At 73.3% G+C, this 19,113-nt stretch carries 18 protein-coding genes; 8 read left to right on the top strand and 10 right to left on the bottom strand.

Going from position 1 to position 19,113, the window contains the following annotated elements; translation table 11 throughout:
- Positions 1-40 precede the first annotated feature (40 nt).
- Positions 41-280 (top strand): SCO4848 family membrane protein, encoded by a 240-nt coding sequence (locus ACZ7LB_RS12085; protein WP_471467417.1) that lies wholly within the window; start codon positions 41-43, stop codon positions 278-280.
- Positions 281-298: 18 nt separating this feature from the next.
- Entirely contained in the window at positions 299-1,741 is a 1,443-nt protein-coding gene (locus ACZ7LB_RS12080) for a metallophosphoesterase (RefSeq protein WP_471467415.1), read from the top strand.
- On the opposite strand, the gene ACZ7LB_RS12075 is transcribed toward ACZ7LB_RS12080, so the two are convergent.
- The 8 genes from ACZ7LB_RS12075 to ACZ7LB_RS12040 all read right to left on the bottom strand — a co-directional run bounded on the left by ACZ7LB_RS12075 (position 1,732) and on the right by ACZ7LB_RS12040 (position 8,212).
- Positions 1,732-2,670 (bottom strand): TetR/AcrR family transcriptional regulator, encoded by a 939-nt coding sequence (locus ACZ7LB_RS12075; protein ID WP_471467413.1) that lies wholly within the window; start codon positions 2,668-2,670, stop codon positions 1,732-1,734. The two genes, ACZ7LB_RS12080 and ACZ7LB_RS12075, sit on opposite strands and share 10 nt — an antisense overlap.
- 95 nt (positions 2,671-2,765) lie before the next feature.
- Positions 2,766-3,176 (bottom strand): VOC family protein, encoded by a 411-nt coding sequence (locus ACZ7LB_RS12070; protein WP_161227085.1) that lies wholly within the window; start codon positions 3,174-3,176, stop codon positions 2,766-2,768.
- A gap of 41 nt (positions 3,177-3,217) precedes the next feature.
- Positions 3,218-3,838: a Uma2 family endonuclease gene (locus tag ACZ7LB_RS12065; RefSeq protein WP_471467411.1), complete on the bottom strand. Its 621-nt coding sequence runs from the start codon at positions 3,836-3,838 to the stop codon at positions 3,218-3,220.
- 189 nt (positions 3,839-4,027) lie between these two features.
- A complete protein-coding gene (locus tag ACZ7LB_RS12060; RefSeq protein WP_471467410.1) occupies positions 4,028-4,801 on the bottom strand; it encodes a succinate dehydrogenase iron-sulfur subunit in 774 nt (257 codons plus the stop codon).
- Positions 4,801-6,555: a succinate dehydrogenase flavoprotein subunit gene (gene sdhA / locus ACZ7LB_RS12055; RefSeq protein WP_471467408.1), complete on the bottom strand. Its 1,755-nt coding sequence runs from the start codon at positions 6,553-6,555 to the stop codon at positions 4,801-4,803. The genes ACZ7LB_RS12060 and sdhA overlap by 1 nt, the downstream gene beginning before the upstream one ends.
- 19 nt (positions 6,556-6,574) lie before the next feature.
- Complete coding sequence (locus tag ACZ7LB_RS12050; protein WP_161227089.1) at positions 6,575-7,057, bottom strand: succinate dehydrogenase hydrophobic membrane anchor subunit; 483 nt, start codon at positions 7,055-7,057, stop codon at positions 6,575-6,577.
- A gap of 5 nt (positions 7,058-7,062) precedes the next feature.
- Positions 7,063-7,443 carry a succinate dehydrogenase, cytochrome b556 subunit gene (gene sdhC / locus ACZ7LB_RS12045; protein WP_471467406.1) on the bottom strand — a complete coding sequence of 127 codons (381 nt, stop codon included), beginning with the start codon at positions 7,441-7,443 and terminating at the stop codon, positions 7,063-7,065.
- Between the two features lie 169 nt (positions 7,444-7,612).
- Positions 7,613-8,212, bottom strand: coding sequence for a 2-oxo-4-hydroxy-4-carboxy-5-ureidoimidazoline decarboxylase (locus ACZ7LB_RS12040; RefSeq protein ID WP_471467404.1), 600 nt, complete (start codon positions 8,210-8,212; stop codon positions 7,613-7,615).
- Positions 8,213-8,469: 257 nt separating this feature from the next.
- Here ACZ7LB_RS12040 and ACZ7LB_RS12035 point away from each other — a divergent pair, with 257 nt between their 5' ends.
- From ACZ7LB_RS12035 to ACZ7LB_RS12010, 6 genes are all read left to right on the top strand, one after another.
- A complete protein-coding gene (locus ACZ7LB_RS12035) occupies positions 8,470-10,044 on the top strand; it encodes a beta-N-acetylhexosaminidase (RefSeq protein ID WP_471467624.1) in 1,575 nt (524 codons plus the stop codon).
- A gap of 371 nt (positions 10,045-10,415) precedes the next feature.
- Complete coding sequence (locus tag ACZ7LB_RS12030; protein WP_471467402.1) at positions 10,416-11,075, top strand: hypothetical protein; 660 nt, start codon at positions 10,416-10,418, stop codon at positions 11,073-11,075.
- Positions 11,076-12,733: 1,658 nt separating this feature from the next.
- Positions 12,734-13,876 carry an LLM class flavin-dependent oxidoreductase gene (locus ACZ7LB_RS12025; protein ID WP_471467400.1) on the top strand — a complete coding sequence of 381 codons (1,143 nt, stop codon included), beginning with the start codon at positions 12,734-12,736 and terminating at the stop codon, positions 13,874-13,876.
- 28 nt (positions 13,877-13,904) lie between these two features.
- Positions 13,905-14,411 (top strand): flavin reductase family protein, encoded by a 507-nt coding sequence (locus ACZ7LB_RS12020; RefSeq protein ID WP_471467398.1) that lies wholly within the window; start codon positions 13,905-13,907, stop codon positions 14,409-14,411.
- Complete coding sequence (locus tag ACZ7LB_RS12015) at positions 14,408-14,968, top strand: NADPH-dependent FMN reductase (RefSeq protein WP_471467396.1); 561 nt, start codon at positions 14,408-14,410, stop codon at positions 14,966-14,968. The genes ACZ7LB_RS12020 and ACZ7LB_RS12015 overlap by 4 nt, the downstream gene beginning before the upstream one ends.
- A gap of 46 nt (positions 14,969-15,014) precedes the next feature.
- Positions 15,015-16,490: an aldehyde dehydrogenase family protein gene (locus ACZ7LB_RS12010; protein ID WP_471467394.1), complete on the top strand. Its 1,476-nt coding sequence runs from the start codon at positions 15,015-15,017 to the stop codon at positions 16,488-16,490.
- 142 nt (positions 16,491-16,632) lie between these two features.
- Here the strand turns inward: ACZ7LB_RS12010 and ACZ7LB_RS12005 are convergent, their stop codons facing one another.
- Both ACZ7LB_RS12005 and ACZ7LB_RS12000 read right to left on the bottom strand, forming a co-directional pair.
- Positions 16,633-17,661 (bottom strand): AraC family transcriptional regulator, encoded by a 1,029-nt coding sequence (locus ACZ7LB_RS12005; RefSeq protein WP_471467392.1) that lies wholly within the window; start codon positions 17,659-17,661, stop codon positions 16,633-16,635.
- A 122-nt stretch (positions 17,662-17,783) separates the two neighbouring features.
- Positions 17,784-18,584 (bottom strand): IclR family transcriptional regulator, encoded by an 801-nt coding sequence (locus ACZ7LB_RS12000; protein WP_471467390.1) that lies wholly within the window; start codon positions 18,582-18,584, stop codon positions 17,784-17,786.
- Positions 18,585-19,113: the final 529 nt, after the last annotated feature.

The raw sequence follows: 19,113 nt of genomic DNA, 5'->3' as shown, positions 1-19,113 counted from the left end.
CCGGGGAGGGAACCGGACACGCGCCCGCGATACTGGAACCATGAAGCTCAGCCGCCCCGTCTCCGTGTTCCTGCTCGCCTTCGGGGTGTGGAGCTGGTTCATCTGGGTCACTTTCGTCAAGAACCTGGTCAAGGACGGCAGCGGGCTCGCCTTCGAGGACGGCGATCCCACGGCGTACTTCTGGGTGCACCTGCTGCTGGCCGTCGTCTCCTTCGTATTGGGGACGGTCATCGGCGTCATCGGGTTGCGCGGACTGCGCGCCCTGCGCCGCACGTCATAACCGAGGGGAAACGACGGCATGGTGGTCGTCTTCGCGCTCGTCGCGCTGACCGTGGTGGGCATCCTGGTGACCGCCAACTGGTACGTGTGGCGGCGCCTGTTCAGGGACACGACGCGGGCACCGGGCCGGGCCCGCCGCGTCGGCGCCGCCGTGGTCGCCGGGGGCTGGGCGCTGGCCGTGGGAGCGCTGGTCGCGGAGCGCACCGGCGCCCCCTTCTGGCTCCAGCGGACCCTGGCCTGGCCTGGCTTCCTCTGGCTGGCGCTGGTGCTCTACCTGGTCCTGGCCCTGCTCGCCGGGGAGGCCGTACGGCCCCTGCTGCGCCGGTACCTGGAACGCCGGGCCGCCGCGCGGGCGGCGGGGACCCGGACCGGGACGGCGGGGGCCGGGACGCGGCCCGCCGGGGCCGGTCCGGACCGCCCGGACACCGCGGCGCCCGGGACCGTTCCGGAAGGGACCGCGGCGCCCGGGACCGGGCCGGACGGGACGGGCCCGGACGGGCCCGAGGGCGCCGGTGCCGGGGTCCGGGCCGAGGTGCCCGAGCCCGTCGCCGTGGGCGCCGCCCACGCCTCCTCCGGGCCGCCCCCGGCCGCGCCCGGGGCCGCCCCGGCGCCCGGGGGCGCGAGCCCGCTCGCCCTGCCCTCGCGCCGCCTGTTCGTCTCGCGCGTCGTCGCCGGTGCCGCCGTGGCCGTCGCCGCCGGAACGGTCGCGCAGGGCACCTACGGGGTGCTGCGCGGGCCGCGCGTCAAGCGGGTCACCGTGCCGCTGGCGAAGCTGCCGCGCGCCGCGCACGGCTACCGCATCGCCGTCGTCAGCGACATCCACCTCGGTCCGCTGCTCGGGCGGGGCTTCGCGCGGACCGTCGTCGACACCATCAACTCCACCCAGCCCGACCTGATCGCCGTCGTCGGCGACCTGGTCGACGGCAGCGTCAAGGACCTCGGCCCGGCCGCCGCCCCCCTGGCGGGGCTCCGGGCCCGGCACGGCGCCTACTTCGTCACCGGCAACCACGAGTACTTCTCCGGCGCCGCGCAGTGGGTCGAGGAGGTGCGGCGGCTGGGCCTGGTCCCCCTGGAGAACGCCCGCACCGAGCTGCCCCACTTCGACCTGGCCGGCGTCAACGACCTCGCGGGGGAGAGCGAGGGCCAGGGCCCCGACTTCGCCCGCGCCCTCGGCGACCGGGACCGCGCCCGCGCCTGTGTGCTCCTCGCCCACCAGCCCGTGCAGATCCACGACGCCGTCGACCACGGCGTCGACCTCCAGCTCTCCGGCCACACCCACGGCGGCCAGCTCTGGCCCGGCAGCCTCATCGCGGGCGCCGCCAACCCGACCCTGGCCGGGCTGGACCGCTACGGCGACACCCAGCTCTACGTCAGCCGGGGCGCGGGCGCCTGGGGGCCGCCGACGCGGGTGGGGGCGCAGTCCGACATCACCGTGATCGAGCTGGCGTCCCGTCAGGCCTGACCGCCGCCCGGGGGAGTCCGGCCGGGCTCCCGCCCCTCGGGACCGGGCCCCCCGGCACCGCCCCGGGACTCCCCGACACCCGACCCGCGCTCTCCGGCCCCGGCCCCGGGCTCCCCGGCACCGGGGCCGCCCTCCGGCTCCCCGGCGCCCTCCCCGGGGCGGCCGTCGTCCGGTCCCGGCTCCCGGCCGGGGGGCGCCGGGGACCTGCGGGCCGGATCGGGCAGGGCGTTGGTGATCCCGGGCAGGAAGTCCGCGAACAGGTCGTGCGCCTCGCGCACCAGCGGGCGCAGCACCCGGAACCGGGCCAGCGCCACCCCGCGCGCGGTGAGCCGGGCCCCGCGCTCCGCCAGCCGGTAGCTCCGCTCGCGCCCCTCGGTCCGGTCGAAGATCCAGTACAGGACCAGCCCCATCTGGGCGAGCCACATCAGCTCGGGCAGGATGTCCCGCAGCTCCCCGGGCACCTTCGCGCGCGCCCCGGCGAGCACCTGCCGGTGCACCGCGATCGCCTCCTCGCGCGCGTGCTCCGACTCGGCGGAGAACGGGCTGAGCGGGCTGTCCGGGTCGGCCGCGTTCTTGAAGAACTGCACCGCGAACTCGTGGTACGGCGTGGCGATGTCCAGCCAGCCCTTGAGCACCCCCGCCAGCCGCGCCTCCAGGTCCGTCTCCCGGGCCAGGACGTCGCGGACCGCCGCCCGGTGCTCGGCGGCGATCCGGTCGTAGAAGCCCTGGATCAGGTACTCCTTGCCGGCGAAGTAGTAGTAGGCGTTGCCGACGGAGACGCCGGCCTCCTGGGCGATGGCCCGCATCGTCGTCCGGTCGTATCCCCGCTCCTGGAACAGCCGCATGGCCGTCTCCAGGATCAGGGCGCGGGTCTGCCCGGACTTGCTGAGGGGGGCCGCGTCACCGGGGCCGTCGTTCCGCACTGGCACAGGAGCAGAGCCTAACGAGCGTCCCGCCGCCTCCTCGCCGAAGGGAGGGCCTTGGCGCACCCCGGCCGGCCGCGGTGACGGTCGGGCCGGGCCGGTCAGGGGCGGCGGCCCAGCTCCGGGCGCTTGGTGTAGTCGGTGAGGCCGACGACGTTGCCCCAGGGATCGGCGAACTCGACGGTCCAGCCGGTGGAGACGGAGAGGGGCTCGTCCAGCGGGGTGACGCCCGCCGCGCGCAGGCCCCTGGCGGCGCTCCGGGCGTCCGGCACCTCCAGCCACACCCGCACCTGGGGCCAGGGCGGCGGGCGCTGGCCGAAGCCGTCCTCGGCGCGCAGCAGGATGCCCGGCGTCTCCCCGCCGACTCGCAGCAGCGCAATCCCCGCCTCGTCGAGCCGGAAGGCCACGGGGAAGCCCGCGCGCTGGTAGAAGCCCACGGCCTCGCCGAGGTCGCCCACGGGGAGCAGGACGTTGTCGAACCCGAGCAGTTCGTACGACTCGTCATCTGACATGGCGTCAGGGTAGGACGGTCATCGCCCGGATCGGCCGATTGTCAGTCGTCGTCGGGGTCGGGGTTGGGCCGTCCGGCCGCAAGGACCGCCGAGACGTCGAGCACGACCTCGGCGCCGAGGGAGCCGGGCAGGGTGACCCTCTCGCCGGGGGAGTGGACGTGATGGGTGGCGTAGTCGCCGGCGGCCGGGTCGGTGAGCACATGGAGCCGCTCGTGCCGGCGGTTGACGATCACGTAGACGGGGATCTTGGCGGCGGCGTAGGCGGCGACCTTGGTCCGCAGGTCCGACCCGTGGTTGCTGGAGGTCACCTCCAGGACCATCCGGAAGCAGACGGGGTCGTAGGAGTTGAACTCCACGAGGTGCTCGGCGAAGTCGGCGTCGACCACCGCGAGGTCGGGAACGGCGTAGTCCTCGGTGCCGGTGGGCAGCCAGAGGCCGACGCCCTGGAGGATCTTCGTATCGGGCCCGTGCAGGCCCGCGGCTGCCAGTGGCAGCATCAGGTCGGTCAGGACGACGGCATGCGGGCCGTCCGGCGGCGGGGTCACGAGGATCTGGTCTCCGATGATCTCGACGCGGAGGCCCGGCTCGCGGTCCATGAGCCGGTTCGCCTGGGTGATCAGCGGACGCGGGGTATGGGGCCGCTCGACGGATGCTGCGGACATCACGTGCCTCCCTCGGGCTGGTGTCGAGAACATCATCGTAGGCCGGGCCCGGCCCGGTGGCCGGGTCCGCCTCTGTTCACCCGATCGGATGGCATATGCCAGGGGCAGTACCCGGCGGCTCCGGACCCCCACGCCCGGAGCCCCCGCTTCCGGTGGGAAACGGGGGCTCCGGGGAGGTGCGGCGGCGGGTCAGAAGCGGCGCGTGATGAGCGCCCGCTTCACCTCCGCGATCGCCTTGGTGACCTCGATGCCGCGCGGGCAGGCGTCCGTGCAGTTGAAGGTCGTGCGGCAGCGCCAGACGCCGTCGCGGTCGTTCAGGATCTCCAGCCGCTGCTCCCCGGCCTCGTCGCGCGAGTCGAAGATGAAGCGGTGGGCGTTGACGATCGCGGCCGGGCCGAAGTACTGGCCGTCGTTCCAGAACACCGGGCAGGACGAGGTGCAGGCCGCGCAGAGGATGCACTTCGTCGTGTCGTCGAAGCGCTCGCGGTCCTCGGCGGACTGGAGCCGCTCACGCGTCGGCTCGTTGGTGTCCTTCGTGATCAGGAAGGGCATCACGTCCCGGTACGCCTGGAAGAACGGCTCCATGTCCACGACCAGGTCCTTGAGGACCGTCAGGCCCTTGATGGGCTCGACCGTGATGGGCTTCTCGGGGTTGACGTCCTTGAGGAGCGTCTTGCAGGCCAGCCGGTTCTTGCCGTTGATCCGCATGGCGTCCGAGCCGCAGATCCCGTGGGCGCAGGAACGGCGGAAGGTCAGCGTGCCGTCCAGCTCCCACTTGATCTTGTGGAGGGCGTCCAGGACGCGCTCCTTGGGGTCCATCTCCAGCTGGAAGTCCTGCCAGACGGACTCCGCCGAGACCTCCGGGTTGAAGCGGCGGACGCGGACCGTGAGGGTGATGTTGGGGGAGTCGGCGAAGCCGGGCTCGGGGGCCGGTGCCGCCTTGTCCATAACGGGGGTAGCCATCAGTACTTACGCTCCATCGGCTGGTAGCGGGTCTGGACGACCGGCTTGTAGTCGAGCCGGATGGACTCGGTGCCGTCGTCTCCCACCTCGCGGTACGCCATGGTGTGGCGCATGAAGTTGACGTCGTCGCGGTCGGGGTAGTCCTCGCGGTAGTGACCGCCGCGCGACTCCTTGCGGGCGAGCGCGGAGACGGCCATGACCTCGGCCAGGTCGAGCAGGTTGCCCAGCTCGACGGCCTCCAGCAGGTCGGTGTTGAACCGTCGGCCCTTGTCCTGGATCGCCACGTTCCGGTAGCGGGCGCGCAGCTCGGCGATCTTCTCGACCGCCGTCCTGATGGTCTGCTCGGTGCGGAACACCATGACGTTGGCGTCCATGGTCTCCTGCAGCTCCCGGCGGATGGTGGCCACCCGCTCGGTGCCGGTCGAGGAGAGCAGCCGCTCGATCTGGTCGACGACCAGGGACTCCGGGTCCTCCGGCAGCTCGACGAAGTCCGCCTTCTGGGCGTACTCGGCGGCGGCGATGCCGGCCCGGCGGCCGAAGACGTTGATGTCGAGGAGCGAGTTGGTGCCCAGGCGGTTGGCGCCGTGCACCGACACGCAGGCCACCTCGCCGGCCGCGTACAGGCCCGGGACGACGGTGGTGTTGTCCGCCAGGACCTCACCCTCGACGTTGGTCGGGATGCCGCCCATCGCGTAGTGCGCCGTCGGCTGGATCGGGATCGGGTCGGTGTACGGCTCGATGCCCAGGTACGTCCGCGCGAACTCGGTGATGTCGGGCAGCTTGGCGTCGAGCTGCTCCGGCGGGAGGTGCGTGAGGTCCAGGTAGACGTGGTCGCCCTCGGGACCGCAGCCGCGGCCCTCGCGGATCTCCGTGTAGATGGAGCGGGAGACGACGTCGCGGGAGGCGAGGTCCTTCATGACCGGCGCGTACTTCTCCATGAAGCGCTCGCCGTCCTTGTTGCGGAGGATGCCGCCCTCACCGCGGGCGCCCTCCGTCAGCAGGATGCCCATGCGCCAGATGCCCGTCGGGTGGAACTGGAAGAACTCCATGTCCTCCAGCGGCAGCCCGCGCCGGTACACGGCCGCCTGGCCGTCGCCGGTCAGGGTGTGCGCGTTGGAGGTCACCTTGAAGAACTTGCCGGTGCCGCCGGAGGCGTAGATGACCGACTTCGCCTGGAACACGTGCAGCTCGCCGGTGGCCAGGTCGTAGGCGACCACGCCGGCCGACCGCTTGACGCCGTCGACCTCGGTGATGAGCTGGTCCAGGACGTAGTACTCGTTGAAGAACTCCACGCCCTCCTTGACGCAGTTCTGGTACAGCGTCTGGAGGATCATGTGGCCGGTGCGGTCGGCCGCGTAGCAGGACCGGCGGACCGGGGCCTCGCCGTGGTTGCGGGAGTGGCCGCCGAAGCGCCGCTGGTCGATGGTGCCGTCCGGCGTCCGGTTGAACGGCAGGCCCATCTTCTCCAGGTCGAGGACCGAGTCGATGGCCTCCTTCGCCAGGATCTCGGCGGCGTCCTGGTCGACCAGGTAGTCGCCGCCCTTGATCGTGTCGAAGGTGTGCCACTCCCAGTTGTCCTCCTCCACGTTGGCGAGCGCGGCGGCCATGCCGCCCTGCGCCGCGCCCGTGTGGGAGCGGGTGGGGTAGAGCTTCGTCAGGACGGCCGTGCGGCTGCGCTTGGTCGCCTCGATGGCGGCCCGCATACCGGCGCCACCGGCGCCGACGATGACGGTGTCGTACTTGTGTACCTTCATGATTCTCGCAGCCCCGTGCCTAGCGGATGTTCGGGTCGAAGGTGAAGATCACCAGCGAGCCCAGCAGGATGGTGAACACCGTGGCGGTGTAGAGCAGGCCCTTCAGCCAGAGGCGGGTGTTCGCGCGCTCCGCGTAGTCGTTGATGACCGTGCGCAGGCCGTTGCCGCCGTGCAGCATCGCGAGCCAGAGCATCAGCAGGTCCCAGACCTGCCAGAACGGCGAGGCCCAGCGGCCCGCCACGAAGGCGAAGCCGATCTTGCTGACACCGCCGTCCAGCACGAGCTGGATCAGCAGGTGGCCGATGACCAGGACGATCAGCACCACGCCGGACAGGCGCATGAAGAGCCAGCCGTACAGCTCGAAGTTGCCCCGGGTCGACTTGGGCGTCTTCTTGGTGCGCTGGCGCGGTGCCTCGATGAGCGGCGCCGGGTCGTCGACCGTGTAGAGGGAGGCGCCCTCGACCGGGCCGATGCCGGAAGCGGTGTTCTCAGTGGTGGACATGTGCGTCAGCTCCCGAACAGTTCACGAGCGGCGTGGCCGAGGACGGGGTAGACGGCCCCGAGCATCAGCACGACCCAGAGCGCGACGACGGTCCAGAGCATCTGCTTCTGGTAACGGGCGCCCTTGACCCAGAAGTCGACGGCGATGACCCGCAGACCGTTGAGCGCGTGGAAGAGGACGGCGGCGACGAGGCCGTACTCCAGCAGCGCGACGATCGGCGACTTGTACGTGGCCACGACGTTGTCGTAGGCCTCGGGGGAGACACGGACGAGCGCGGTGTCCAGCACGTGGACGAACAGGAAGAAGAAAATGAGGACGCCGGTGACTCGGTGAGCCACCCAGGACCACATTCCTTCCCGGCCGCGGTACAGCGTTCCAGCCGGCACGGAAATTTCCTCCGGGAGCGGGGGTCGGGGCCGCGCCGGCTTTCCTTGTCGGTCGGGCCCGGCCGGGTACGGTCCACCGGCCCCCAGCATGGTAGCGACGCCCGGACGCGGTGCTCACGGGGGGCCTGCCGATGTGATCGAACTTGCACACAAAGGAGCACCGGACGGGCTACTGATCGGCCGTCCGGGCGGGATTCCTCCTCGTTTGCCGGATACGCGGCGCCGGCGGGAGGTGGCCGGGGGCCAGGGCGCCGGTCAGCCGGCCCCGGGCGAGCCGCCGCAGCTCCTCCGCCGCGACCGGCCGCTCCTCGTCCGGATCGTTGGCCAATCGTGACCGGATGCCGGTGAGGGCGTGGTTCAGCGCCTCGCCCGTGCTCAGCCCGTCGAGGCAGATCACGAACGCGTGCCCGAACCGGCTCTCGTAGGCCGCCGTGCCCGCCCGCAGGGCGGTGTCGGCGGCGGCGTAGGTGTCCCGGGGCAGCGCGGGCAGCGCCTCCGCCGCCAGGGCCTCCGTCAGGTCGGCGGGGGAGAGGTCGTACGCCGCCTCGTCGGAGGCGGCCAGCAGCGAGGGCAGGTCGGGGTAGGGGCGGTGGAGGGCCAGGCGATGGGCCCAGCGCAGGCTGCTCAGGCAGGCGAGGAGGGTCCGGACGGCCTCGTCGGCCGGAGCGGCGTTGAAGCGCTCCAGGCCGGAGGCGGTGCCCGGGACGGCCCGGCTGCACGCCGGAACCGGTATGGCCACGCGGCCCGAGGGCTCGGGAAGGCGGTGCACGGAAGCGTGGGTCCTTGTGGGCGTCACGAGTGTCGGCAGGGGAAGGTGCGTGAGATGTGGCGTCACGTTATCGACCGAGGGCGAGACGAAGCTGTCCGGAGTCCGAATTTCACCCGAACGGGAGAGTTTCGGAACATGTGGTGGACGCGCGATCGGCCCGGCGGCCCTAGGTTGGCCCTGTGAGCCAGCACGGAGAACCCGGCCGCGCGCGCCGGAACGGACACCGCCGCCCGGCGGACACCCGGCGCCGGGCCCTCGTGGCCGGCACCGCCTTCGCCGCGGTCGCCGCGCTCGGCGTGGGCGTCGGCCTCTGGGCCACCGCCGACGACGGCGGCCCGTCCGGCCCCGCCGGAACCTCCACCGGCGAGGCCGCCCCCTCCACCCCGCCGTCCCCCACCCGCAGCTACGCCCTCTCCGCGGCGCCGCGCACCATACCCGCCGTGCGCGAGCACACCCCGGCCCGCGGCCCCGGCTGGCGGCCCGGGAGCGGCCGGCGGGTCGTCGTGGCCGACGCCGCGCTCGCCGACGAGGGCCGCCTGGTCGCCGGGGAGCTGGGGCTGACGTACGCGGGGGAGAAGGACGACACCCGCGCCGGGGACCTGCGGCTGGAGGTGCGCCCGGAGAAGGGCGCCGACCCGGAGTCGTACACCCTGACCGTCCGGGACGGGCGGGTCACCGTCAGCGGTCCGGCCGAGGCGGGCGTCTTCTACGGCACCCGCACCCTCAAGCAGGCGGTGAGCGGTGGCGGCACCGCGCCCGAGGGCGTCGTCCGGGACGGCCCGGCGAAGGCCCGGCGCGGCTTCAGCCTCGACATCGCGCGCAAGCACTACAGCGCCGCCTGGATCAAGGACCGGGTGCGCGAACTCGGCGACCTGAAGTTCAACGAGCTGGGCCTGCACTTCTCCGACGACCAGGCCTTCCGCATCGAGTCCGCCTCGCACCCCGAGATCGTCTCCGACGAGCACCTGACCAGGGCCGAGGTCACGGAGATCACCGACCTCGCCGCCTCCCGGCACATCACCGTGGTCCCCGAGATCGACTCGCCGGGCCACCTCGGCGCCGTGCTCGCCGCCCACCCCGACCTCCAGCTCCGCAACGCCCGGGGGGTCGCGACCCGCGGCGCCATCGACATCTCGAAGCCGGAGGCCGCCCGGATCGTCGACGACCTGCTGAACGAGTACGCCGACCTCTTCCCCGGCTCCCGGTTCCACCTCGGCGCCGACGAGTACCAGGCGCTCGTGGTCCCCGACCCGCAGGCCTCCTACCCGCAGCTCGCGGCCGCCGCCCGCAAGGCGTACGGGCCCGGCGGCACCGTCGCGGACCTCACCACCGGCTGGCTCAACGGCCGCGCCCGGACCGTCCAGGCCCACCGGCGCGTCCCGCGCGCCTGGAACGACGGCTTCTTCAGGGACACCGCCGTCCAGCCGCTCAAGGAGATCGAGGTCGCCTACTGGACGGGCAAGGAGATCGGCGCCCGCCCGCCCACCGAGTACCTGAGCGCCGGGCGCACCGTCCTCAACTACAACGACGAGTTCCTCTACTACGTCCTCGGCGAGCCGCAGACCTTCGTCTACCCGACGGGGCAGCGCATCTACGAGCAGTGGACCCCGAGGGTGCTGCGCGGGACCGAGCCGGTGCCCGCCGAGTACGACGACCGGATCATCGGCGGCGGGTTCGCGGTCTGGGGCGACCTGCCGAGGGCGCAGACCCAGGCGCAGGTGGCGGAGGGCATCCGGCTGCCGCTGGCGGCGACGGTGCAGAAGCTGTGGGACGCCGGGCGGCCCGAGCTGTCCTGGGCGGAGTTCCGGGCGCTGGCGGACCGGATCGCCTGATCCGGGGGGGCGGGTCCGCGCGGTCCCGCGCGGATTGGCTCCGGGGGGCTGTGCACGCCCCGGTCCCTGTGGTGGTGTGTGCACCAACAGAACCGTTACGTCGGGGGAGGGCCGTCCCAAGGGGGCGCGCCGGAGGGGGAATCGGGGCGGGACGGGCGGTGGTCCGACGGCCGGGACGGCGGTGCCGGGGCAGGCGTCCGGCCGCTCACCCGGCCGGACGCTCACCCGGCCGATCACCCGGTCGGCCGTCCGGCCGTCCGGCCCTCCGGTCCGGTGGGGCCGGGAACCGCCGGTCCCCCCGCCCGCCTCCCCGGACGGGAACGGGCTCCGCGGCCACGAACTGCTGGAAGCGGTACGAACAGGGAGAGCTGATGAGCCTGGTGGAACTGATCGCGCGGGCCGACGCGCGGGGGCTGGCCGCGAGCGGACTGGCGTGCGTGGAGCGCTGCCTGCCGCTGCTGGGCGGTGACGACGCGCTGCTGCGGCCCCTCTGGGCGACGCTCTCCGACGGGGTCGACGAGGACACCGCCCGGCGCGCCTGGGCGGAGGAACTGGAGCGGGTGCGGGACGGGCTCGCCGGTGCCGGTGCCGGTGCCGGTGCCGGTGCGGGTGGGAGTGCCCGTGCCGGTGGCGCGGACGGGGGCGGGGCGGACGGGGCCGGGGACCTGGAGGACGCCCTGGCGGGTGCCGGGGACCCGGGCGGGCTCGGCGACGCCGAGGACGCGGTGGCGCTGGTCCGGCGGATGCTGGACGCGGCCCCCGCCGAGCGCACGGAGGCCGGGCTGCGCGAGTGGGCCGGGGTGTGCTCAGCGGCCTCGCTGGGCGTCCACCGTCTGCTGGACCCCGGCCAGGGCGCCGGGACGCAGGACGCGCTGCCGCTGGTCGACGCGGAGCTGCGCCGCCAGACCGCGGTGCTGGAACTCCTGGCCGGCCACGGCGCCGCCGGTCTGCGCGGGGCGCTGGAGGTCGCGACGGAGGGACGCCGGGTGCTCCGGGCGGTCCTCTCCCGCCGCGACCGCACGAGGGCCTGACGGCTCCGCCGGGCGGTCGGCGCGCCCGGCCGGGGGTCCGCCCGCCCGGGGGTTCCGCCGCCTCCGGGCGGGGTCGGCTCCGACCCTTCCCGGCAGGGTCGGCTTCCCCGCCGCCGGGTTCCGCCGTTTCCGGGCGGGGTCCGCTTCCCCCGCCGCCCGGGTGGCCGGGGTGAGCGGTGGGGGCGCCGACCGGGCACCGGGGGTGCGAGGAAGCCTCCGGGGCCCGTGGGTGGCCCTGCGCATCGCCCGACCCCCCTCCGGCACGGCGCGGCGGCCCGCTGTCCGCACCCGTCGGGCGGTCCGTGTTCCCCGGGGTTCCGCTGCCGTCCCGGCCACTGGTGTGCCGTGGCTTCGGCGGATCGGCCGCCGCGTCCGGGCCGGGTGGGGCGGGTTCGTGGTTCGCGGTTCCTGGCGGTGCGCCCCTGTCCGTGTCTGTCGATGGGACGCTGGGCCCGGGGGGGGGTCGGGGCCGGGGCGGGCGGCCCGTTCGCGGCTTCCGGCGGTGCGCCTCTGTCCGTGCGCGTCAATGGGGCGGTCGCGCCCGGGGGTTGGCCGTCGCCCGAGCCGAGTGGGGCCGTTCGTGGTGCCTGGGGTGCGCTTTCGTCCTCGTGTTTCAACGGGGTTCCCCACCCGGGGCTGGTCGGGCCCCGGGCCGGCCGGCACGGTTCGTGGTGTCCGGCGGTGTGCTTCCGTCCGTGCGCGTCAACGGGGCGCTGGGGTACGGGGGTTGGCCGTGCCCGGGCCGGGCGGGGCCGGTCGTGGTGCCCGGGGCGCGCTTTCGTCGGTGTGCCTCGACGGAATGGCCGTGCCCGGGGGCTGGTCGGGCCCCGGGCCGGATGGGGCGGCCCGGTCGCTGGTGCCCCGACGCGCTCGGCCCGCGGTGACGTGCCATGCGCACCCGGCGGGGTGCGACCGTCGGCCCTGCCCGGTGGGCGGCTTCTGGTCTCCGGTGCCGTGCCGCCGTCCGTTCCCCGTGGCGTGCCCCCGGTGGCCCGGCGTCCGGTCCTCGTCCGTCCCCGATGGGGGTGGCTCACGGGTGCCGGGGGCCCGGTGCGGACCGTACCGCGACGCGACGCTGTCGCCCGGGAGTTGACCTCGCCCGTGCCGGGCGGGTGGCCCGGGGGCTTCGACGTCCCGGCGCCGTCCGTGTGCATCGGCATGTCGCCGAATCACGGGGCATGACCCGGGCGGGCCGCCCGGCGGGCGGCGGGCGGTCCCTCCGGTGCTTCGGTGCCGCTCCTGCGCGGTGACGGTTCCTGGGACCCCGCTGTGCCGTGGCCCGTCGTCGGTCGCCGGTCGTCGGTCGCCGGTCGCCGGTCGTCGGTCGCCGGTCGCGCTCCGCGCGGGTGCCGGCCGTTCCGGCGGACCCCGCCCGTCGACGGGACCGGTCACCGCCGCCGCCCGCGCCCGCCGGGACGGCGCCCCGCGCCGGCCGTCCGTCGGCAGCCGGTCCGGCGTCCACCCGGCCCCGTTCCCATTCCTCCGGCCGTCCGGAAACCGGCACGTCCTCGGCCCGGTCATTCGCCGGTGTTTCGTTTGTCGGCCTCCGGCCGTTCGTTTTGCGGGTAGTCCGTTCCGCGGGTCCTGCCTACTTTGTGGGAACGGTGTTTCGAGCCCTACCGCCCATGTCGTGGTAGCCGCGCACAACAGGAGTCGATATGAGCGCCAAGCCCGCCCCCGGACTGTCGTACGAAGAACTCGTCGAGGCCCGTCGTGCCAGTGGTGTCGCCATGTTCAACGACAACAAGATGAAGCTGGGCATCTTCGGTTCCAACTGCAGCCACGGACTGATGGCGACGCACGCCGAATCGTCGTACGAACTCACCTGGCAGCACACCCAGGAGATCGCCCGCATCGCGGACCGGCTCGGTTTCGAGGCCATGCTCCCCGTCGCCCGGTACCGGGGCATGGGCGGCGAGACGAACTTCAACGGCTCGAACTACGAGGCCCACACCTGGGCCGCCGGAATCGCCCAGGCGACCGAGAACATCATGGTGTTCGCCACCACGCACGTGCCGACCAAGCACCCCATCGTCGCGGCGAAGGAATCCGTCACCGTCGACCACATCTCCAACGGCCGGTTCGGTCTCAACATGACCATGGGCTGGTACAAGGCGGAAATGGAGATGTTCGGCGGAACGCAGCGCGAGCACGACGCCCGCTACCGCTACGGCTCCGAGTGGATCACCATCGCCAAGCGCATGTGGACCGAGGGCGAGGGCGTCGACTTCAACGGCGAGTTCTTCGAGATCAAGGACGCGTTCTCCGACCCCAAGCCGATCCAGCAGCCCTACCCGGTGCTGGTGAACGCGGGGAACTCGCCCGCCGGACTGGAATTCTGCGCGCGCGAGTGCGACTTCAACTTCATCGCCTTCGCCGATCCGGCCGAGGCGGGCGAGACCGCGGCCCGGGTGCGTTCCATCGCCCACGCGCAGAAGCGCGATCTGGGAATCCTCAGCTACGGCAACATCATCTGCCGCGACACCGAGAAGGAGACCAAGGCACTCCTCGACCACATTCTGGAAAAGGGCGACTGGGAGGTGGCCAAGGCGGTTTCCGGCGGTCTCGGTTCCGAGAGCGGTTCCTTCGACAAGGTCAAGGCGCTCCAGGAGCGGTTCATCCTCGGTTACGGCGGATACCCCCTGATCGGCACGCCCGAGCAGATCGTCGAACAGCTCGTGGAACTCTCCCGGGTGGGCATCGACGGAATGATGGTCGGCTTCCTCGACTACGTGGAGGAGCTGGAGTACTTCGGCGAGCGCGTGCTCCCCCTGATGAAGGAAGCGGGCCTGCGGAACTGACCCGGGGAAGGACCAGGGAGGTCGGACAATGACGCATTCTCTCGGTGTGAACGCACGGGACTACAAGGCCGTGCTGGGCCAATTCTGCACCGGGGTCACCGTGGTGACGTCGAAGGAGGGCGGAGAACCGGTCGGATTCACCTGCCAGTCGTTCTCGGCCCTCTCCCTGGACCCCGCCCTGGTCCTGGTGAGCGTGCAGAAGACCTCGACCACCTGGCCGAGGATCAGGAGGTCGGGGCTGTTCGCGGTCAGTGTGCTGGCCGCCGACCAGCAGGCGGTCGGGGACCGCTTCGCCCGCTCGGGCACCGACAGGTTCGCCGGCGTCGCATGGCAGCCGTCCCCGGCCGGGCTCCCGCTCATCGGCGGAGCCCTGGCCTGGGTCGAGTGCTCCGTCGTGGACGAGATCGACGCCGGCGACCACACCATCGTGGTGGCCTCGGTCACCGGCCTGGACACGGGCGCGGCGGGCGAGCCACTGCTGTTCTTCCGGGGCCGTTACCTGGAACCCGACATGAGAGGAGCGGTGACGGGATGAAACTCGCGATCGTCTACGGAAGTCCCACACCGCCGGGGAAGCTGGCCCGCGCGCTGGACCTGGCCGAGGCCGCCGTCCGCGACCGCCATCCCGGCTGGAGCACGGAGCGGATCGCGCCGCGCACGTCCGTCGGCCCGGTGGTGGCCACCTGGGACGACGAGGCGGTGGAGCGGATCGGCGCCGCCGACGCCGTCGTCCTGGCCTCGCCGGTCTACCGGGGCTCGATCACGGGCACCCTGAAGCTCCTGATCGACATGCTGCCCAACGAGGCGCTGCGGTCGAAGCCGACGGGCGTCCTCACCGTCGCCGCCGCGCCGCAGCACTTCCTCTCGGCCGACCGCCACCTCCGCGACATCCTCGCCTGGTTCGGCGCCCTCACCGCGCCGAACAGCGCGTTCTTCGTGGACGCGGCCTTCCGCACCCCCGACGTGGACCCCGCGGTCCTCGCGGACCTCGCGGAGTTCACCGACCAGGTGGTGACCCTCGCCGAGTCCCTGGGCGGCCGGGGCTTCGGCCCCGACCCCCTGACGGTCCGCTTCTCGGCGTCCCGCGCCTGACCGGCGACCGCCCCCAGCCAACGCAGACTTGAGAAGGAAGATCGCCGTGACCAGTATCGCCGCGGAACACACCTCCCCCGGCGGGGAGACGGGGCCCGCCCGCAACCTCATCGGAGGGGAGTGGCTCACCTCCGCCACGACGGGCGTCTCGGTCTCGCCCGCCGACGGCCGGGTGCTCGGCACCTACTACGAGGCGGACGAGGCCCAGGTGCGGGAGGCCATCGAGGTCGCCCGGGACACCTTCGCCACGCACGCCTGGCGGACCGACCGCCAGCTGCGCGCCCGGGTGCTCAACGAGATGGCCGACCGCGTGGAGGCCGCCACCGACGAACTCGCCGGGATGCTCGCCCGGGAGAACGGGAAGATCCTCCCCGAGGCCCACTTCGAGCTGAGCCTGACGCCGTCGAAGCTGCGGTACTACGCCGCCCAGGCGCTCACCGGCTCCGGCTCCGGCGACCGGGCGCGCCCCGGCGTCTACTCCATCCTGCTGTCCGAACCGGTGGGCGTGGTCGGCGTCATCGTCCCCTGGAACTCGCCGGTCGTGCTGTCCGTGCGGTCCTTCGCCCCCGCGCTGGCCGCGGGCTGCACCGTGGTGATGAAGATGGCCGCGCAGACCGCCCTGGTGAACACCCGGCTCGCCGAACTCCTCGCGGACTGCCCCTCGCTCCCGGCCGGCGTGCTCAGCGTGTTCAACGAGTCCGGCAGCGCGGGTGCCAAGCTGCTGGTCTCCTCCCCGGACGTGGCCGCGCTGAGCTACACCGGCAGCACCGACGTGGGCCGCCGGATCATGGCCGACGCCGCGCCCACGCTCAAGCGGCTCTCGCTGGAGCTGGGCGGGAAGACCCCGATGATCGTGTTCGAGGACGCGGATCTCGACGCGGCCGTCGGGACCATCGTCGCCGGGATCACGACCTTCACCGGCCAGTTCTGCATGACCGGCAGCAGGGTCCTCGTCCAGGAGTCGGTGGCCGACGAGGTGCGGTCGCGGCTCGCCGAGGCCCTGGGCCGGGTCCGGGTCGGACCGGGCGACGCCGAGGGCTCGCAGATGGGCCCGCTGATCGACCAGGCGTCCCGGGACCGGCTGGAGAACCTGATCGCCGAGTCGCTCGGCGACGCCGAGGTCATCGTGCCCGGCGGCCGCCCCGAGGAGGGGGAGCTGTCCGCGGGCGCCTACTACCGCCCGGCGCTGTTCGGCGTGCGGGACACCGACTCGCCGCTGGTGCAGAAGGAACTGTTCGGTCCCGTCGCCACGTTCGAGACCTTCGGCACGGAGGAGGAGGCGGTGCGCAGGGCCAACGCCACCCAGTACGGCCTCGCGGCCTCCGTGTGGACCGCGGACGGCGCCCGGGGGCTGCGCATGGCCGACGCGCTGGACGCGGGCACCGTGTGGACCAACGGCTGGGCCGTGGTGCTCGACCAGTTCGAGGAGGGCGGCTACAAGCAGAGCGGTCTCGGCCGGCTGAACGGCAACCGGGCCCTTGAGGAGTTCCAGGAGTACAAGCACATCGTCCAGGTGGTGTGAGGACGGTGGTGCGGGAGGCGGGGCCGTGTCCGATCCGGGCGCGGCCCCGCCTCCGTGTGCGCGGCCCCGCCGCGGGGAGGCGGCCCGGGGGAGGGCGCAGGGAGACCGGCCGCGGCCCCGGAGCGCGTTCCGGGGCGGCCCCTCAGGCCCCCTTGGTCCTGCGCAGGGTCTCCGACGGCGACTCGCCGTAGACCGACTTGTACAGCGAGGAGAACCGCCCCAGGTTGAAGAAGCCGTGCGCGGAGGCTGCCTCGGTGACCGTCGTCCCGTCCGCCCGCGGGTACAGCAGCGCGTCGCGGACCGCGCGGAGCCGGATGTCGCGCAGGTACTGCGAGGGGGTGCGGCCCAGGTCGTGGAGGAAGCGCAGTTGCAGGGTCCGGGCGCTGACCCCGATCGCCGAGGCGACGTCGGCCGGGGTCGGGAGGTCGTCTGCGTGGTCGTGGATGTAGTCGAGGGCGCTCTTCACCGTGCCCGCCCTCGGGGCGCCGCTCTCGTCGAGCCGCCGCAGGAGTTCCTGGTGCGGTCCGGTGGCGGCGGTGAGGAGGCTGGTCAGCAGCATGGACTCGAGCTGGCGGCGGGAGTTCCCGTTGCGCGCGAGCACCCCGTCCTCGTCCCACTCGGTCCGGACGAAGTCGATGCAGCGCAGCAGGCCCTTGCCGGCCGGGGACTCCAGGTTCACCACGAGGTCGAAGTCGATGGGGCCGTGCACCCGCGAGCGGGTCAGGGCGGCGAGGTGGTCCTCCAGGTCGGCCCGGGGGACCTTGAGGGCGAACTGCGCGGCGTCCGGGGCCCAGGCGATCGTCTGGGCGCGGTGGGGCAGCAGGATCGCCGCGTGGGCCATGCCCCGTGTCCTCCCCCGGTCGCCGTTCTCGCGGGTGACGAGGCTGCTGCCGGTGAGCGTGACGTTGATGTGGTACCAGTGCTCGCTGGCCGGGAGGGTGATGTGGGCCTCGGTGCCGTAGGTCAGGTAGCCGAGGGTCACGCCGCCGAGCTGGACGGCGTTGAGGCGGGCGTCGAGGGGGCCGCCGCCGACGGGGCTCAGGGTGTGCGGCTCGTAGACCTCGGCCACGACCTGCTGGGCGAGGTCCACGTCGTCGGTGCGGAGCCGGCCGTGCTGGCGCAGCGGTTCGGCGGATGATTCGGCGGATGATGTCGAGAAGGACCTGGTCATCGGAGGACTCCCCGGGCAGACGGTCGTCCGGCGAGCGGACTCGTGTGTCACTCCCCCACGCGGTCGGTCACGAAGTGCGACGGGAGGTTAACCGCAATCGACGGAAATGTCACCACCTCTCACTACTGGATGCTACTGGCAGCCGCCGGGTACGCGGCGGGTCGTGCCGCCCGGCCGTCCAGCTCCCGGCGGGCCTCCTCGCAGGTGCGCAGGAGCCGCGCGGCCAGCTCCTCCACGCCGACGGCCAGGGCGCGGACCGTGGGCAGGGCGATGGCCAGCGCCGCGTGATGGCCGTCGACGACGCCGAGCGAGGCGCCGATGGCCGTCACCCCCGGTTCGCTCTCGTCCTGGTTGATGCCGAAGCCCCGGCGCCGGACCGCCGCCAGCTCTTCGTGGAGCGCGGCCGGCCCGCCGGCCCGTCCGCCGGGTGCGGTGGGCGGTCCGCCGGGGTGCAGCGCGTCCACCGCGTCCCGCTCCAGGTCGGCGAGCATCGCCTTGCCGCCGGAGGTCCGGTGCGCGGGCAGTCGCAGGCCGGTCCGCAGCCCCACCCGCAGCGACCGCGCACCCTCGATCCCGTCGAGGAACAGCACGTCGGAGCCGGTGCGCACCATCAGGTGCACCGTCTCGTCCACGGCCCCGTAGAGGCTGCCGAGATGGGGGCGCACCCGCTCGGGCAGCGGGGGAGCGCCGCTCGCCCCCGGGGGCAGCAGCCGGGGCCCCGCCCGGTACAGCCGGTTCTCGCCCCGCACGGCGAAGCCCCGGTGGAGCAGCGTGGACAGCAGCCGGTGCGCCGTGGACGGCACGACCCCCAGCTCCCGCCCGGCCTCGGTGACGCTGAGCTGACCGCGCTCGGCGAGCAGGGTCAGCAGCACCAGCGCGCGGTCCACCGCTTCGATGTGGTTGGGGTTCTTGTTCTGCTCCACAGAATGGAGCGTAGGCAGCTTTTCCGTCGTGCGCAAAGATTCATGTAGGCGGAAACGGGCCGGACGGGGCGCGGGGGCGGACGGCGGGCGTCTCCGGGGAGGGTCCGGCGGCAGGGGCCCGGGGAGGAGCCCCGGGCAGGAGTCTCGGGAACGCCTCGGGTATGTGCCCCGGCGGACGGCGCGCGGCACCCCGCCCCGCCCGGCCCGGAGCAGGGGAAACGGGAGGCGGGAGGGGAGGGAGGGGGAGGAAGGGCGACGGCCGGGGCCGCCACCCCCCACAGGAGAGGCCCCGGCCGTCGCACGGTACGGGTCGCTCGGCGGCCCGTACTCCCTACTGCGCCGGGTCCGCGATTTCTGTCACACCCCCGGGGCACGGTTCAATGGGGGGCCGGACGTGGACGTGTGGCGGTTTCAAGACGTAACGTTCCTTTCGCGCCGATCCGCGGCGGGCCCGTCCCGCCGCACACTGCGGTGGACCACCGCTGCCATCAATGGAGCAACCACGACGTCGAGAGGCGGGCCCGCGTCG

Source organism: Streptomyces sp. NPDC107521 (assembly GCF_055598485.1).
This window is presented reverse-complemented; position numbering and strand designations above follow the sequence as displayed.

Coding starts and splice junctions, on each gene's coding strand:
- ACZ7LB_RS12085 (WP_471467417.1), top strand. CDS start 41: ATGAAGCTCAGCCGCCCCGTCTCCGTGTTCCTGCTCGCCTTCGGGGTG.
- ACZ7LB_RS12080 (WP_471467415.1), top strand. CDS start 299: ATGGTGGTCGTCTTCGCGCTCGTCGCGCTGACCGTGGTGGGCATCCTG.
- ACZ7LB_RS12070 (WP_161227085.1), bottom strand. CDS start 3,176: ATGTCAGATGACGAGTCGTACGAACTGCTCGGGTTCGACAACGTCCTG.
- ACZ7LB_RS12065 (WP_471467411.1), bottom strand. CDS start 3,838: ATGTCCGCAGCATCCGTCGAGCGGCCCCATACCCCGCGTCCGCTGATC.
- ACZ7LB_RS12060 (WP_471467410.1), bottom strand. CDS start 4,801: ATGGCTACCCCCGTTATGGACAAGGCGGCACCGGCCCCCGAGCCCGGC.
- sdhA (WP_471467408.1), bottom strand. CDS start 6,555: ATGAAGGTACACAAGTACGACACCGTCATCGTCGGCGCCGGTGGCGCC.
- ACZ7LB_RS12050 (WP_161227089.1), bottom strand. CDS start 7,057: ATGTCCACCACTGAGAACACCGCTTCCGGCATCGGCCCGGTCGAGGGC.
- ACZ7LB_RS12030 (WP_471467402.1), top strand. CDS start 10,416: ATGAGCCTGGTGGAACTGATCGCGCGGGCCGACGCGCGGGGGCTGGCC.
- ACZ7LB_RS12025 (WP_471467400.1), top strand. CDS start 12,734: ATGAGCGCCAAGCCCGCCCCCGGACTGTCGTACGAAGAACTCGTCGAG.
- ACZ7LB_RS12020 (WP_471467398.1), top strand. CDS start 13,905: ATGACGCATTCTCTCGGTGTGAACGCACGGGACTACAAGGCCGTGCTG.
- ACZ7LB_RS12015 (WP_471467396.1), top strand. CDS start 14,408: ATGAAACTCGCGATCGTCTACGGAAGTCCCACACCGCCGGGGAAGCTG.
- ACZ7LB_RS12005 (WP_471467392.1), bottom strand. CDS start 17,661: ATGACCAGGTCCTTCTCGACATCATCCGCCGAATCATCCGCCGAACCG.